The organism is Streptococcus sp. HMSC034E12, assembly GCF_001835915.1.
GTDB lineage: Bacteria > Bacillota > Bacilli > Lactobacillales > Streptococcaceae > Streptococcus > Streptococcus vaginalis.
In genome coordinates, this window is sequence record NZ_KV826441.1 from 1 (window position 1) to 16,163 (window position 16,163).

Annotated in this window: 16 protein-coding genes and 1 pseudogene; 16 read left to right on the plus strand and 1 reads right to left on the minus strand. The window is 38.6% G+C overall.

Annotation, left to right across the window (positions count from 1 at the left end; genetic code table 11):
• A partial coding sequence (locus HMPREF2574_RS05410) for a transposase family protein (protein WP_180363984.1) occupies positions 1–346 on the minus strand: 346 nt, incomplete at its 3' end.
• A gap of 122 nt (positions 347–468) precedes the next feature.
• Here HMPREF2574_RS05410 and HMPREF2574_RS11050 point away from each other — a divergent pair.
• The 16 genes and pseudogenes from HMPREF2574_RS11050 to HMPREF2574_RS05490 all read left to right on the plus strand — a co-directional run.
• Positions 469–756 (plus strand): annotated as a pseudogene (locus HMPREF2574_RS11050) (acyl-CoA dehydrogenase); the annotation flags it as partial.
• Positions 757–759: 3 nt separating this feature from the next.
• The gene (locus HMPREF2574_RS05420) at positions 760–1,677 is read left to right on the plus strand and encodes an MBL fold metallo-hydrolase (RefSeq protein WP_070812259.1); all 918 of its coding nucleotides are present in this window, start codon (positions 760–762) and stop codon (positions 1,675–1,677) included.
• Positions 1,678–1,796: 119 nt separating this feature from the next.
• Positions 1,797–2,648: a ribosome biogenesis GTPase YlqF gene (gene ylqF, locus HMPREF2574_RS05425; protein ID WP_024051524.1), complete on the plus strand. Its 852-nt coding sequence runs from the start codon at positions 1,797–1,799 to the stop codon at positions 2,646–2,648.
• Entirely contained in the window at positions 2,635–3,417 is a 783-nt protein-coding gene (locus HMPREF2574_RS05430; RefSeq protein WP_024051525.1) for a ribonuclease HII, read from the plus strand. The genes ylqF and HMPREF2574_RS05430 overlap by 14 nt, the downstream gene beginning before the upstream one ends.
• Positions 3,414–4,241, plus strand: coding sequence for a PRD domain-containing protein (locus HMPREF2574_RS05435; RefSeq protein WP_070812260.1), 828 nt, complete (start codon positions 3,414–3,416; stop codon positions 4,239–4,241). Before HMPREF2574_RS05430 ends, HMPREF2574_RS05435 begins: the two co-directional genes overlap by 4 nt.
• Positions 4,231–4,788 (plus strand): sugar O-acetyltransferase, encoded by a 558-nt coding sequence (locus tag HMPREF2574_RS05440; RefSeq protein WP_070812261.1) that lies wholly within the window; start codon positions 4,231–4,233, stop codon positions 4,786–4,788. Before HMPREF2574_RS05435 ends, HMPREF2574_RS05440 begins: the two co-directional genes overlap by 11 nt.
• Before the next feature lie 82 nt (positions 4,789–4,870).
• The gene (dprA, locus tag HMPREF2574_RS05445) at positions 4,871–5,713 is read left to right on the plus strand and encodes a DNA-processing protein DprA (protein ID WP_024051528.1); all 843 of its coding nucleotides are present in this window, start codon (positions 4,871–4,873) and stop codon (positions 5,711–5,713) included.
• An 85-nt stretch (positions 5,714–5,798) separates the two neighbouring features.
• Entirely contained in the window at positions 5,799–7,892 is a 2,094-nt protein-coding gene (topA, locus tag HMPREF2574_RS05450; protein WP_024051529.1) for a type I DNA topoisomerase, read from the plus strand.
• A 63-nt stretch (positions 7,893–7,955) separates the two neighbouring features.
• Positions 7,956–8,453 (plus strand): phosphoribosylanthranilate isomerase, encoded by a 498-nt coding sequence (locus HMPREF2574_RS05455; RefSeq protein ID WP_024051530.1) that lies wholly within the window; start codon positions 7,956–7,958, stop codon positions 8,451–8,453.
• A gap of 173 nt (positions 8,454–8,626) precedes the next feature.
• Positions 8,627–9,961: a methylenetetrahydrofolate--tRNA-(uracil(54)-C(5))-methyltransferase (FADH(2)-oxidizing) TrmFO gene (gene trmFO, locus HMPREF2574_RS05460; RefSeq protein WP_024051531.1), complete on the plus strand. Its 1,335-nt coding sequence runs from the start codon at positions 8,627–8,629 to the stop codon at positions 9,959–9,961.
• A gap of 131 nt (positions 9,962–10,092) precedes the next feature.
• Entirely contained in the window at positions 10,093–10,917 is an 825-nt protein-coding gene (locus HMPREF2574_RS05465; RefSeq protein WP_024051532.1) for an alpha/beta hydrolase, read from the plus strand.
• Positions 10,918–10,951: 34 nt separating this feature from the next.
• Positions 10,952–11,692, plus strand: a complete 741-nt coding sequence (locus HMPREF2574_RS05470; protein WP_070241694.1) for an esterase family protein — start codon at positions 10,952–10,954, stop codon at positions 11,690–11,692.
• Between the two features lie 19 nt (positions 11,693–11,711).
• Entirely contained in the window at positions 11,712–12,872 is a 1,161-nt protein-coding gene (locus tag HMPREF2574_RS05475) for an ATP-grasp domain-containing protein (RefSeq protein ID WP_070241692.1), read from the plus strand.
• 161 nt (positions 12,873–13,033) lie between these two features.
• Positions 13,034–14,002 (plus strand): thiamine pyrophosphate-dependent dehydrogenase E1 component subunit alpha, encoded by a 969-nt coding sequence (locus HMPREF2574_RS05480; protein ID WP_070584669.1) that lies wholly within the window; start codon positions 13,034–13,036, stop codon positions 14,000–14,002.
• A 13-nt stretch (positions 14,003–14,015) separates the two neighbouring features.
• On the plus strand, positions 14,016–15,008 hold the full coding sequence (locus HMPREF2574_RS05485; RefSeq protein ID WP_070812262.1) for an alpha-ketoacid dehydrogenase subunit beta: 993 nt from the start codon (positions 14,016–14,018) through the stop codon (positions 15,006–15,008).
• 107 nt (positions 15,009–15,115) lie between these two features.
• Complete coding sequence (locus tag HMPREF2574_RS05490; protein ID WP_024051537.1) at positions 15,116–16,159, plus strand: dihydrolipoamide acetyltransferase; 1,044 nt, start codon at positions 15,116–15,118, stop codon at positions 16,157–16,159.
• Positions 16,160–16,163 lie beyond the last annotated feature (4 nt).

The following is a 16,163-nucleotide window of genomic DNA, read 5'->3' on the forward strand; positions in this document are numbered from 1 at the left end:
CAATCAGTTTCTGAGCAATTTTTTGGTTGATGATACGAGGGATTTGATGATTCTTCTTGACGAGAGAAGTCTCAGCGACCATCATTTTCGAGCACTGATAGCACTTGAAACGTCGCTTTTTAAGGAGAATTCTAGTAGGCATACCAGTTGTTTCGAGGTAAGGAATTTTCGACGGTTTTTGGAAGTCATATTTCTTCATTTGACTTCCACACTCAGGACAAGAAGGAGCGTAGTAGTCCAGTTTAGCGATGATTTCCTTGTGTGTATCCTTATTGATGATATCTATAATTTGGATATTAGGATCTTTGATATCAAGGAGTTTTGTGATAAAATGTAGTTGTTCCATATGATTCTTTCTAATGATGGTTTTGTCGCTTTTCATTATAGATATTATGGGGCTTTTTTCTACACAAAAATAGGCTCTATAAGATCTATAGGGGGTTTACCCACTACAAATATTATAGAGCCGATAAATTTGCTGATTTATACAATAAATTATGCTCTGCAGAAGCTTATTTTGATTCTTATCCTAGTCAAATTGAAGAAGATGCAAAATTTGTTTCTCGAATAAAACTGTACACGACGAAAGTTGCTATTGAGATATCCGATGAAATCCTTCGACTAATTGGTCCCTTACAAAAATTCGACAAGGTTAATATCAAACGTTATTTAAAGGATGCAGAAACTATTGAAAACTATGGAAGATCTGGAAATTCTCTCAGAAGAGAAATTGCCGAAAGGTGGCTAAAGGAGTAAGAAATGACAGAACTCGCTCTACAAGAGTATCAATTTGGAGACATGAAATTAATTTGGTTACGTGGAGTTGACAAGATGACAGATGCAGGCACTTTATTTGTTCCTGTACCAAAAGTTGTTTGGTCACGCTATTATCCAACAACTGAAGAAAATATGATGGTTGAATTAACCGATCCAATATTGATTCAATACAAAAATAAAAATTATTTAATTGATGCAAGTTTTAACACTGCGAAACTATCTGATAAACAAAGACGAAATTTAGGGATTTTATCTGAAGGCAGAATTGAAGAGAGCTTGGAACTTTTAGGTTTGACTCCTGAAGATATTTCTTATGTGTTGATGACTCACATGCATCACGATCACTCTGGTGGATTGACAAAATTAAATGAAAATCATCAGTTGGTTTCAACTTTTCCTAATGCTAAGATTTTTGTAAATGATATTGAATGGTACGAGATGATGAACCCAAATAATCGGACTAAAGGGACTTATCTCAGAGAAAATTGGGAGCCTATTCAACATCAAGTGGAGACATTTACGGAATACTTAAATGTCATACCGGAAATTCAAATGGTTCATACTGGTGGTCATAGCAATGATCATAGTATCATTTTGTTGAAACAAGGAAATGAAACCATGATTCATATGGCGGACTTGCTTTTAACTCACGCGCATCGCAAGCCTGTATGGGTCGCTGCTGTAGATGATTACCCCATGCGTTCCATTATTGCAAAAGAAAAATGGCTCAAAGAAGCATTTGAAAATCATTATAAATTTTTGTTTTATCATGATCAATTTTTTACTGTTGTAGAATTTGACAACGAAGGGAAAGAAATTGTTGACTATGTAAAACGGATTCGCGAATCAAGACTTCCGTTTATCGATAAACAGGATAGAAAGCCTGTTTTGTATCATTAAGATTCAAAAATTGCCTTTTGTTTTTGAAAGGTGATTTTTTGTTGCATGATTTATCAATGCGAATTAGCTAAAATTTTGGTATAATGAAGATGTTAAACTAGTGTAAGAAAGAGGTTTTCATGGCTACTATTCAATGGTTTCCGGGACACATGTCCAAGGCTCGGAGACAAGTACAAGAAAATATCAAATTTGTGGATTTTGTGACAATTTTAGTAGATGCGCGTTTGCCATTATCTAGTCAAAATCCTATGCTAACTAAAATCGTGGGCGATAAGCCCAAGCTTCTTATTTTAAATAAGACGGATTTAGCTGATTCTGATCTGACGAAAGAGTGGCGAAGATATTTTGAAAGTCAAGGTATCAAGACCTTGGCAATCAATTCTAAAGAACAATCAACTGTTAAAAAAGTCACAGAAGCAGCTAAGTCATTGATGAAAGAAAAAATTGCTCGGCAAAAAGAACGTGGGATCCAAATTGAAACATTGCGGACTATGATTATCGGCATCCCAAACGCTGGTAAATCAACCCTGATGAACCGTTTAGCTGGGAAAAAAATCGCTGTGACTGGAAATAAACCGGGTGTTACCAAGGGGCAGCAGTGGCTCAAATCTAATAGGGACTTGGAAATTTTAGATACTCCAGGGATTCTCTGGCCTAAGTTTGAAGATGAAAAAGTTGCTTTGAAACTCGCTTTAACAGGAGCGATTAAAGACGATTTGCTTCCAATGGATGAGGTTACTATTTTTGGAATCAATTATTTCAAAGAACATTATCCAAAGGAACTTCAAGAACGGTTCAAGCAAATGGACTTGGAAGAAGAAGCACCGGAAATCATTATAGATATGACACAAAAATTGGGTTTTCGAGATGATTATGATCGTTTTTATCGTCTTTTTATCAAAGACATTCGTGACGGTAAATTGGGACGTTATACTTTAGATACTTTAGGTGAGATACATGGCAACGATTAAAGAGATTCAAGAAATCTTATCTGAAATAACAAACATAGAGAGTCCTGTTTTTGAGCAATTTCGAGATGATAGTCGAGCTGGTGTCCACAAGCTCATTGTGAAACGTAAAAAACAAATTCAAGCTGAATTGGACGAATACCGTCGTTTGGAGCAAATGTTACGATATGAAAAGGAGCTTTATGCTACTGGTTGCCAATATATCGCTGGGATTGATGAGGTTGGGCGTGGCCCCTTAGCAGGTCCTGTTGTGGCAGCGGCAGTTATTTTACCTAAAAACTGTAAAATCAAAGGTCTCAACGATAGCAAGAAAGTTCCCAAGAAAAAGCACAAAGAAATCTATCAAGAAGTGCTCAAACAAGCAATTTCAGTTGGTATTGGTATCAAGGATAATCAAGTTATTGATGAAGTGAATATCTATGAAGCGACGAAATTAGCTATGCTAGAGGCGGTGGGAAATCTTGAAGTTGCTCCGCAACATCTCTTGATTGATGCTATGCAGTTAGATGTTCAAGTTCCGCAAACGTCTATTATCAAAGGAGACGCCAATTCGCTGTCTATTGCGGCCGCTTCAATCGTAGCCAAGGTGACTAGAGATCGCATGATGACAAATTATGAGCTAACTTATCCAGGTTATGACTTTGCACACAATGTTGGTTATGGAACCCAGCATCATTTAGAAGGATTGAAACGAAAGGGAATCACTCCTATTCATCGGACAACCTTTGAACCAATTAAATCCATGCTTGAAGAAGTCGAGGACAAGAGATGATTATTACTAAAGTTTTAAATAATAATGTGGTCATTTCTGAAGAAAACCACCAAGAAGTAGTGTTGATGGGACGTGGACTGGCTTTTGGATGTAAAGCAGGAGATGATATTCGGGATAATCTGATTGAGAAAAAATATGTTTTGTCAGAAAACAAGCGTGAATTATTGTTAGAATTACCTGCTGACATCATAGAAATGGCTGATAAAATTATCACTTACGCACATGCAAAAATAAATAAAAAATTGCAAGATGGTGCTTTTTTAGCGATGGCTGACCACCTGTATGGTGTGGTTTTACGTATCCAAGATCATTTCTTTATGAAAAATTTCCTCATGTGGGACATTAAGCGATTTTTTCCTGACGAATTTGAAGTTGGCAAGTATGCCAATCAATTGTTGGGTGACTATTTAGGGCAAGATTTACCTTTGGACGAAGCAGGTTTTATGGCTTTGACCATTGTCAATGCTGAATTAGATAATGGCAATGTAGCCGCTCAAGATTTGACGCAACTAATGGAAGAAATCATGACAATCGTCAAATACAGCTTAAAGATCTCATTAGATGACGAGGATATTTATGTTCAACGCTTTATTACGCATCTGAAATTTTTTTGCGAACGTGTTTTAACGGACACTGGACATCAAGAGTTAGACGACAATGACATGTTTGATTTACTGAAAATCAAGTATCCGTCAGCTTATGAAACGACAACAAAGATTACCCAATATCTCAAGCAGACGCGCAATTATCAGACGTCTGATGATGAACAAATGTATCTAACCATTCACTTATCAAGAATGAAAAGAGAAGTCAATGAAAACTGAATATGAAAAAATGATTGCAGGAGAATTATACAATCCGCAAGATCCCGAATTACGAAAATTGGTAACACGTTCTCGTCAATTTCAATACGCATTTAATGCAGAACAGGACGGTAAAAAAAGAAGTAAACTCGTAAAAGAATGGTTCGGCTCAACTGGTGAGAACATTTCGATGAAACCAAACTTTGTCTGCGATTATGGTATCAACATTCACTTAGGAGAAAATTTCTATTCTAATTGGAATTTGACCATGCTTGATGTTTGTCCAATTACTATTGGAAAAAATGCATTGTTTGGACCAAATTGTCAACTTCTGACCCCTCTCCACCCTTTAGATGCACAAGAACGCATATCAGGTATAGAATACGGTGCACCAATTACCATTGGCGATAATTTCTGGGCGGGTGGCGGTGTAACGATTTTGCCTGGAGTAACATTAGGAGACAATGTCGTCGTTGGAGCGGGATCGGTTGTCACCAAATCTTATGGTGATAATGTTGTTTTGGCTGGAAACCCAGCTCGAATTATTAAAGAATTAGATAAAATGTGAAAAGCGAGAAATTCTCGTTTTTTTAATTCCTTTTACGAATAATATAAGTGAAGTGTAATTAAAAAGTAAAAGGAATGATAAAATGGATAATTTTGATATCTATAAATTAAAAGAAGCTGGCTTGACCAATCAGCAGGTCATCAATGTTCTCTCGTATGCTGAGATACAAGAAAAAGAATTATCAGTAAAAGATATGGCAGTTGTGTCGGAATGCCGTAATCCAGCTCTTTTCATTGAAAAATATCTGCAGCTAGATGATGATTTGTTATGTCAAGAATTTGAAAAATTTCCGTCTTTTTCTATCTTGGATGATGTGTATCCTTGGGATTTGAGTGAAATTTATAATCCACCCGTTCTTCTTTTTTATAAAGGTAATTTGGATTTGCTAAAATTACCTAAAGTAGCTGTTGTAGGAAGTCGGAATAGTAGCCGAGTAGGCAGTCAATCCGTTCAAAAGATTATTAAAGAGCTAAACAATGAATTGGTTATCGTGAGTGGTTTAGCACGCGGAATTGATACCTCGGCTCACATGGCAGCATTGCAAAATGGTGGTCGAACAATTGCAGTTATCGGAACGGGTCTAGACGTTTTTTATCCAAGGGCGAATAAAAAACTCCAATCGTATTTGGGAGAACATCATCTAGTACTTAGTGAATATAGTTCTGAAGCAGAGCCATTAAAATTTCATTTTCCAGAGCGTAATCGGATTATAGCAGGATTGTGCAGAGGGGTTATTGTTGCTGATGCCAAAATGCGCTCAGGCAGCCTTATTACTTGTGAGCGAGCAATGGAAGAAGGGCGAGATGTATTTGCTATTCCAGGGTCAATTTTAGATGGAAGAAGTGATGGCTGTCATCATTTGATTCAGGAGGGAGCGAAATGCATCACATCAGGGGCTGACGTACTTTCTGAATTCCAATTTTAAAACAAGTTCTCCTATAAGAGAATGCTACTAGTTGACATCTTGAAAAAAATAGTTTAAACTCTATGAGGTTTATTACTTTTAGAAGGTGTTTAGATTGGCAACAAAAACAAAGAAAAAAATAACAGCTAAAAAAAATCTGGTGATTGTAGAGTCGCCAGCTAAGGCAAAAACAATTGAAAAATATTTAGGGCGGAACTACAAAGTTTTAGCCAGCGTTGGACATATTCGCGATTTGAAAAAGTCTACCATGTCCATCGATTTTGAAAACAACTATGAGCCAGAATATATCAATATTCGCGGGAAAGGGCCTCTTATCAATGATTTGAAAAAAGAAGCTAAAAAAGCGAAACAAGTCTATCTTGCAAGTGACCCGGACCGTGAAGGAGAAGCTATTTCTTGGCATTTGGCTCATATCTTAAATCTGGACGAGACAGATAAAAATCGTGTTGTTTTCAACGAAATCACGAAAGATGCAGTAAAAAATGCTTTTAAAGAACCGCGCCAGATTGACATGGATTTGGTAGATGCTCAACAAGCGCGTCGTGTCCTTGACCGTATTGTGGGGTACTCTATCTCTCCAATTCTCTGGAAAAAAGTCAAAAAGGGATTGTCAGCTGGACGTGTGCAATCTGTTGCCTTGAAACTCATCATTGACCGTGAAAATGAAATCAATGCTTTTAAGCCGAAAGAGTATTGGACGATTGACGGAACTTTCAAAAAAGGAACTCGTCAATTTCAAGCCAGCTTTTATGGCATGAATGGCAAGAAGATGAAGCTTGCTACCAACGATGATGTAAAAAATGTTCTTTCTCATATTGAAGGTGATGAATTTACTGTCGAAAGCGTTGAGAAAAAGGAACGCAAGCGCAATGCTCCGCTGCCTTATACCACATCATCTATGCAGCAGGACGCTGCCAATAAAATTAATTTCCGAACTCGTAAGACGATGATGGTTGCTCAGCAGCTTTATGAAGGAATTAATATCGGATCTGGTGTGCAAGGTTTGATTACCTATATGCGTACAGATTCCACTCGAATTAGTCCGGTAGCTCAAAATGAAGCTGCAACCTTCATTACAGATCGTTTTGGTGAGAAATATTCTAAACACGGCAGTAGAGTCCGAAATGCTTCTGGCGCACAAGACGCCCATGAAGCGATTCGTCCTTCAAGTGTATTTAATACACCTGACAATATCGCAAAATATCTAGATAAAGATCAATTGAAATTGTATACGTTGATTTGGAATCGTTTCGTGGCGAGTCAAATGACTGCTGCGGTATTTGACACGATGAGTGTGAAGTTAGAGCAAAATGGTGTTCAATTTGCTGCAAATGGTAGTCAGGTTAAATTTGATGGTTATCTAGCTATTTATAACGACTCTGATAAAAACAAAATGCTGCCAGACATGAAAAAAGGTGATTTGGTTAAGCGTATCAACACCAATCCTGAGCAGCATTTTACTCAACCACCAGCACGTTATTCAGAAGCAACTTTAATTAAGACCTTGGAGGAGAATGGCGTTGGGCGTCCGTCAACTTATGCACCAACAATTGAAACTATTCAAAAACGCTACTATGTCAAATTAGTTTCTAAGCGCTTTGAGCCAACTGAACTGGGAGAAATCGTGAACTCTCTGATTGTTGAATTCTTCCCAGATATTGTCAATGTGAAGTTTACCGCTGATATGGAAGCTAAGCTAGATGATGTCGAAGTAGGAAAAGAGCAATGGCAAAAGGTCATTGATGAATTTTATAAGCCATTTGAAAAAGAAGTTGCAAAAGCAGAAACTGAAATGGAGAAAATTCAAATTAAAGACGAACCGGCTGGTTTTGATTGCGAAGTTTGTGGAAGTCCTATGGTTATCAAGTTAGGCCGCTATGGTAAATTCTATGCATGTAGCAATTTTCCTGACTGTCGTCATACTCAAGCGATTGTCAAAGAAATCGGTGTAGAGTGTCCTAAGTGTCACAAAGGGCAAATCATTGAGCGCAAAACCAAACGCAATCGCCTTTTCTATGGCTGCAATCGCTACCCAGATTGTGACTTTACTTCTTGGGATAAACCGGTTGGTCGCTCTTGTCCGAAATGCGGTCAGTATCTTGTAGAAAAGAAAGTTCGTGGTGGAGGCAAGCAAGTTGTCTGCAGCAATGGGGATTACGAAGAAGAAAAAGTAAAATAAGCTAAAGATGTTTACGTAATTTATTTTATGTAAACTTTCTTTATATATAGCAAAGGAAACTGTATGAAAGAGAAATTTGATGAATTTTTAAAGATTGCAAAGGAATTGAACGGAATTGGAATCACTCCCTTGCTTATGGGTTCACTAGGGCTTGAACAGGTAACTGGCCACGACTGGCAAGCACGAGATATTGATATCCATGTTCCAGGAGATCCTAGGGGATGGGACGCACCTGATGAGGTACGAATTTATGATTTTAAAAAGATTGAAACGATTATGAACCGGCTTGACTACCAATTAGTAGATTTGCACGAGCACGAATTTCAAAAAGGAAATCTATCGGTTGAGTTTGGTAGCATGAATACTTTGGAAAACTTTGCTGGGATTCCTTTAGATGAATTGGTAAAACATGAAACAGCAGGGGTAGTTTATTTTCTTCCTGATGCTGAACAATATCTTAAGATTTACACAGCATCTTCGCAAGATTCCTATCGAAATGACCAAAATAATGATAAGGATTTTGTTAAAATTGCTTATCTGGAAAAAATGTTAAAGAAATAGATACATGACCAATCATTATATTCTTTACACCAATGTTTGAGGATGGATACTAATAAGTTAGTGTATTTGCGTCCTAGAAAGTCTCACTCGTCAGTAGGGGCTTTTTCTGTTATAATGGTTAAGAATAATTAGAAAGATTTGTGGGAGTCTCCTCCCAAAGAGGTATTTGTTTCATGTCTCAATCTTATATCAATGTCATAGGAGCTGGTCTGGCTGGCAGCGAAGCAGCTTATCAAATTGCTAAACGCGGTATTCCTGTTAAGCTGTATGAAATGCGAGGAGTGAAATCTACTCCGCAACATAAGACTAGTGATTTTGCAGAGCTAGTCTGCTCGAATTCTCTACGGGGGGATTCGCTAACGAATGCGGTTGGTTTGTTAAAAGAAGAAATGCGCCGTTTGGATTCAATCATTATGCGAGCAGCAGAAGCTACGCGTGTACCGGCCGGAGGAGCGTTAGCAGTTGACCGTGACGGTTTTTCACAAATGGTGACTGATGAGGTGACAAACCATCCTTTAATCGAAGTTATTCGTGAGGAAATCACCAAAATTCCTGATGATACGATTACTGTTATTGCGACGGGACCTTTGACAAGTGATACACTTGCTGAAAAGATTCACGCGCTAAATGGTGGAGCTGGATTTTACTTTTATGATGCAGCAGCACCGATTGTAGATGTCAATACAATTGACATGGAGAAAGTTTACCTCAAATCTCGCTATGACAAGGGAGAGGCTGCTTATCTCAATGCTCCTATGACTAAGAATGAGTTTATGGCTTTTCATGACGCTTTGGTAAATGCCGAGGAAGCACCGTTAAATAGCTTTGAAAAAGAAAAATACTTTGAAGGCTGTATGCCGATTGAGGTGATAGCAAAAAGAGGAATAAAAACCATGCTCTACGGTCCTATGAAGCCAGTTGGTTTGGAATACCCAGATGACTATAAAGGACCTCGTGACGGTGGATTTAAGACACCTTATGCAGTCGTTCAGCTTCGTCAAGACAATGCAGCTGGAAGCCTTTATAATATTGTTGGTTTCCAAACACATCTAAAATGGGGTGAACAGAAGCGCGTTTTTCGGATGATTCCGGGATTAGAAAATGCAGAATTTGTTCGCTATGGAGTTATGCACCGCAATTCTTACATGGATTCACCAAATCTCCTGACACAGACGTTCCAGTCTAAAAAACAAGAGAATATCTTCTTTGCAGGTCAGATGACCGGTGTAGAAGGGTATGTAGAATCCGCTGCATCTGGGCTGGTAGCCGGTATCAATGCAACTAGACTTTTCAATGGAGAAGAAGCTCTGGTCTTTCCAGAAACAACTGCTATTGGAAGCTTACCTCATTATATCACGCATGCTGATAGCAAACATTTCCAGCCAATGAATGTCAATTTTGGAATTATCAAGGAGTTGGACGGTCCACGCATTCGAGACAAAAAAGAACGCTATGAAAAAATAGCAAAACGAGCGCTACAAGCTATCAAAAATTATCAAAATCTCTAGTTTTCTTTTGGAAAAGATAGAAATAATGATGATTTGTTATAAAAGTATTAAAAAGTTAGGAATTCCCTAACTTTTTTGTATATTTTATGATATAATAAATAAAAATTTTGAAAATAGAAAGTTTTCTGACAATGAATCAATCCTATTTTTACCTTGAAGTAAGGGAACATGCATTAGAAGTGCCTTATAGCAAACAAAAGCGTCGTGTTCGAGTGCTACTTCCTAGAAATTATGAGCAAGATACTCAGAAATCCTATCCTGTAGTTTATTTTCACGACGGTCAAAATATCCTTTATAGTAAAGAGTCTTTTAGTGGACATTCTTGGAAAATCATTCCAACGATTAAGAGAAATCCCGATATTGAAAAAATGATTGTGGTGGCGATTGACAATGACGGTTTTAATCGAATGAATGAGTATTCTGCATGGAAATATCAAGAATCAACTATTCCAGGTATGCAATTTGGCGGCAAGGGGACAGAGTATGCGGAGTTTGTCATGGAAGTTGTAAAACCCTTTGTTGACGAGTATTATCGTACCAAGTCAGACCGAGCGCACACGGCTATGGTTGGTTCTTCTTTAGGCGGAAACATTACACAGTTTATGGGAATTGAATACCAAGAGCAAATTGGCTGCTTGGGTGTTTTCTCATCTGCAAACTGGCTGCATCAGGAAGCGTTCAATCGTTATATAGAACGCCATAACTTATTAGCAGATCAGCGTATTTATATTTATGTTGGAACAGAAGAAGCAGATGACACCGATAAAACCTTGATGGCTGGCAATATCAAGCAAGCTTACATTGATTCGTCATTAACCTACTTTCGTCAGTTAATTGCGGGCGGTTTAGATTTGGAAAATCTATTGTTTCATATTCAAGCTGGGGCAGAACACAATGAAATGGCTTGGGCTGAGCATTTACCTGATTGTCTTCGCTTCTTTAGTGAAAAATGGTAAATAAATTAATTAAGAATATGAGGAGAGAATTTATATGCATGTTGAATTTTTAAGTCATTGGAGTGGTCATTTAAATCGTGAAATGTATGTGAATCGTTACGGGCACGCTGGAATGCCTGTAGTCGTTTTTGCTTCATCAGGAGGCAGTCACAATGAATATGCAGATTTTGGTATGATTGAGGCTTGTTCATGGTTTATCGAAACAGGAAAAATTCAATTCTTCACTTTGAGTAGTGTAGATAGTGAAAGCTGGCTGGCTGATTGGAAAGCTCCTCACGACCGCGCGGAAATGCACCGAGCTTATGAGCGCTATGTCATTGAGGAAGCCATTCCTTTTATCAAGCATAAAACAGGTTGGTTTGATCCAATGATGACGACAGGTTGTTCTATGGGAGCCTATCACGCTGTTAATTTCTTTCTCCAGCACCCCGATGTCTTTAACAAGGTCATCGCCCTCAGCGGAGTTTACGATGCCCGCTTCTTTGTCGGTGATTGTTTAGATGATGAAGCAATTTATCAAAATTCACCAGCAGATTACATTTGGAATCAAAACGACGGTTGGTTTATTGACCGCTATCGCAATGCTGATATCATTGTCTGTACAGGACTTGGTGCATGGGAACAGGACGGACTGCCTTCTTTCTACACCTTAAAAGAAGCCTTTGAACATAAGAACATTCCAGCATGGTTTGCTGAATGGGAATATGATGTTTCGCATGACTGGATTTGGTGGCGCAAGCAAATGCCTTATTTTCTCAATCAATTAAACCTATGATTAGAAAGGAAACACTATTATGAACTATATCGTTATTTCACCTTATTATCCGCAAAATTTTCAACAATTTACTGTTGAACTTGCAAATAAAGGAATTACTGTTTTGGGCATCGGGCAAGAACCTTATGATCAACTAGATCAACCGTTGAAAAATGCTTTAACAGAATATTTTCGTGTGGAAAATTTAGAAAATCTTGATGAAGTGAAACGTGCTGTAGCCTTCCTTTTTTACAAGCACGGACCAATTGACCGCATTGAGTCACACAATGAATATTGGTTGGAGCAAGACGCAAAATTGCGTGAACAATTTAATGTTGTAGGACCAAAGCCAAAAGACTTGAAAAAGACAAAATTTAAGTCTGAAATGAAGAAACTCTTTAAAAAGGCTGGAGTTCCTGTCGTTCCTGGTCAAATTGTAAAAACCTTGCAGGCAGTTGACATGGCTGTCAGTAAAATTGGACTTCCGATGATTGCGAAGCCAGACAATGGAGTTGGCGCAGCAGGAACTTATAAACTTGAAACTACTGAAGATGTTGAACAATTTAAACAAGAGTGGGATAAGCAAACCGTTTATTTCTTTGAAAAATTCGTTGACTCTGAACAAATTTGTACGTTTGACGGATTACTGGATTCAAAGGGAAATATTGTGTTTTCAACAACTTTCGACTATGCTTATACTCCTTTAGACTTAGTTTTGAATCATTATGAAAACTCATATTATATTATAAAAGACATGGATCCCAAGTTACGTCAATATGGGGAAGCTATCATTAAAGCGTTTGGCATGAAAGAACGCTTCTTTCATATTGAATTTTTCCGTGACGGAGATGATTATATTGCCATAGAATACAATAATCGTCCAGCAGGTGCTTTTACGATTGATTTGTATAACTTTGCTCACTCCATTGACCTTTATCGTGGATATGCAGATATTGTGAATGGCGAACCTTTCCCACAACCTCAAGTCGAAGCACAATATGGCTTGGTTACTTCACGCCGTTCAACCTCAAATTATGTGTATTCAGAAGAAGAATTGCGTGCAAAGTACGGCGATAAATTAAAAGCAGTCAAAATCATGCCAAAGGCATTTGCAGACTTACAAGGAGATGTTCATTATATTTTGACAACACCAAGTTGTTCGGAAATCGATCGAATGATAGAGGATTTTGGGAAAAAGTAGAAAAATCTATTTGTGAAATTTTTATTTAGTCAATTCAAATCAGCTTGCCAGCAAGGTTAGCTGATTTTTCTTTGTGAAATTGTTCAAGCATAAATTTTGACAGTATTTTTTAGTTTGGATAGAATGAAATTATAGAATTACACTCATAGAAAGGCTCGACTATGTCAACTTTAGATAAAAATCTTATGCTAGAGATGTTTCGTAAAATGGAAGAGAGCCGTCGGATGGACTTAAAAATTGCCCAACTCGTAAAAAAGGGGAAAGTTCCAGGAATGACTCACTTTTCTGTTGGAGAAGAAGCAGCTAGCGTTGGAGCTATGCTGGCCCTCAATCCTGATGATTTGATTACTTCTAACCACCGTGGTCATGGTCAGGCGATTGCCAAAGGAATTGATCTGAACGGCATGATGGCAGAAATCATGGGCAAATATAACGGAACCTGCAAAGGAAAAGGTGGCTCCATGCACATTGCTGATTTGGATGCCGGAAACTTAGGAGCAAATGGTATCGTTGGCGGAGGCATGGGAATTGCAGTCGGTGCCGCCCTCACTCAGCAAATGCACCAAACAGATAAAATCGTGGTTTGCTTCTTTGGTGACGGAGCAACGAACGAAGGTATTTTTCATGAAGCGGTTAATATGGCTTCTATTTGGAATTTGCCAGTGATTTTCTATTGTATCAATAATGGATATGGTATTTCTGCGGATATTAAGAAAATGACCAATATAGAGCACATTCATGAGCGGAGTGCTGCCTATGGTATTCCTGGCATCTTTATCCCAGACGGGAACAACGTTATTGAGGTCTATGAAGGTTTTCAAAAAGCTGTTAAATACGTTCGAAGTGGTAAAGGGCCTGTCTTGATTGAAAGTGTTACTTATCGCTGGTTAGGACATTCTTCTTCTGATCCTGGTAAGTATCGAACGCGCAAAGAAGTAGAGGAGTGGAAGAAAAAAGACCCAATCGAAACTCTTCGTAAATACTTGCTAGCAAATCAGATTGCAAGCGACGAAGAGTTAGAAGCTATCCAAGCAGAGGTTAAAGAAGCAGTGGAAGCATCTGTAAAATTTGCAGAGGAAAGTCCATTCCCACCGCTTGAGTCAGCTTTTGAAGATATTTACGCGGACTAAGAGAGGAGATAAAATGGAAACAAAAACAATGTCCTTCCGTGATACCATTATCCTTGCTATGTCTGAGGAAATGCGTCACGATGAAAATGTGTTGTTAATGGGAGAAGATGTCGGTATTTTCGGAGGAGATTTCGGAACATCTGTCGGAATGTTAGAAGAATTCGGTCCAGAACGAGTACGTGATTGTCCAATTTCTGAAGCAGCTATTTCAGGAGCTGCAGCAGGATCGGCCATGACTGGACTACGCCCAATTGTAGATATGACTTTTATGGATTTTTCTGTCATTGCCATGGATGCAATTGTCAACCAAGCTGCTAAAACGCGTTATATGTTCGGTGGTAAAGGTCAGGTTCCGATGACAATTCGCTGCGCAGCTGGAAATGGTGTCGGATCAGCTGGTCAACACTCACAATCTTTGGAATCTTGGTTTACCCACATTCCAGGTTTAAAGGTCGTGGCACCTGGCACTCCTGCGGATATGAAAGGGTTGCTAAAATCTTCTATCCGCGACAACAATCCTGTTATTATTCTTGAGTACAAGTCAGAATTCAACCAAAAAGGCGAAGTTCCGCTTGATCCTGATTATACAATCCCTCTCGGTGTTGGTGACATCAAAAAAGAGGGAACGGACGTGACAGTTGTGACCTATGGAAAAATGCTCCGTAGGGTTATGCAAGCAGCTGAAGAATTGGTAGAAGAAGGCATTTCAGTAGAAGTGGTTGATCCTCGTACCTTGGTGCCTCTGGACAAGGATATCATTATCAACTCAGTCAAAAAAACAGGAAAAGTCGTTCTAGTCAATGATGCCCACAAAACTAGTGGTTATATCGGTGAAATTTCTGCTATCATTTCCGAATCAGAAGCATTTGACTATTTGGATGCACCAATTCGCCGTTGTGCTGGCGAAGATGTTCCTATGCCTTATGCTCAGAATCTTGAAAATGCTATGATTCCGACAGTTGAAAGTATCAAAGAGGTTATCCGTAAGACTTACAATAAAGAATAAAACTGAAATTGATATTGGCTACAACATTTATACATAACCAAAATTATGTAAAAACAAAAACAGTTCAAGATTAAAGAACAATCAATAAAAAAGAAATAGGAGAAGCTATGACTGATGATAAGTTAAGAGCGACCCCGGCTGCTAGAAAATTAGCAGATGATTTGGGTATCAATCTCTATGACGTATCTGGTACTGGCGCAAAGGGACGCATTCACAAAGAAGATATTGAAAGTTATCGAGAATTCAATATTGTGAAAATTACGCCCCTTGCAAAACGTATTGCAGAAGAAAATAACATCGCTTGGCAGGAAATCCAAGGGACAGGCGTGCACGGCAGGATTATGAAAAAGGATATTCTGGCTTTGCTGCCTGAAAATGTTGACTCAGACAGTATCAAGTCTCCGGCTCAAATTGAGAAAGCGGAAGAAATACCTGACAACACCACTCCTTATGGAGAAATTAAGCGCCTTCCAATGACGCCAATGCGGAAGGTCATTGCTAAACGAATGGTGGATTCTTATCTGACAGCACCAACTTTCACTCTCAATTATGATGTAGATATGACAGAGTTGCTGGCGCTGCGCAAGAGGGTTTTAGAGACAATTATGGAAGCGACAGGAAAGAAAATGACGGTTACGGATTTACTTTCTATGGCAGTTGTTAAAATCTTAATGAAGCACCCTTATCTCAATTCGTCTCTGACAGAAGATGGGCAAACCATTATCATGCATAAGTATGTCAATCTGGCTATGGCTGTTGGTATGGATAACGGGCTTATGACACCAGTGGTTTACAATGCCGAAAAAATGAGTCTGTCTGAGTTAGTTGTTGCTTTTAAGGATGTGATTGGTCGGACTTTAGACGGGAAATTAGCCCCAAGTGAGCTGCAAAACTCAACTTTTACGATTAGCAATCTAGGAATGTTTGGTGTTCAATCCTTCGGACCAATTATCAATCAGCCTAATTCGGCGATTTTGGGAGTCAGTTCAACCGTTGAAAAACCAGTCGTAGTAAACGGAGAAATTGTGATTCGACCAATTATGAGTCTTGGATTAACCATCGATCACCGAGTCGTGGACGGTATGGCAGGTGCTAAATTCATGAAAGACCTAAAAGAACTGATTGAAGACCCAATTTCAATGTTGGTATAAGAGA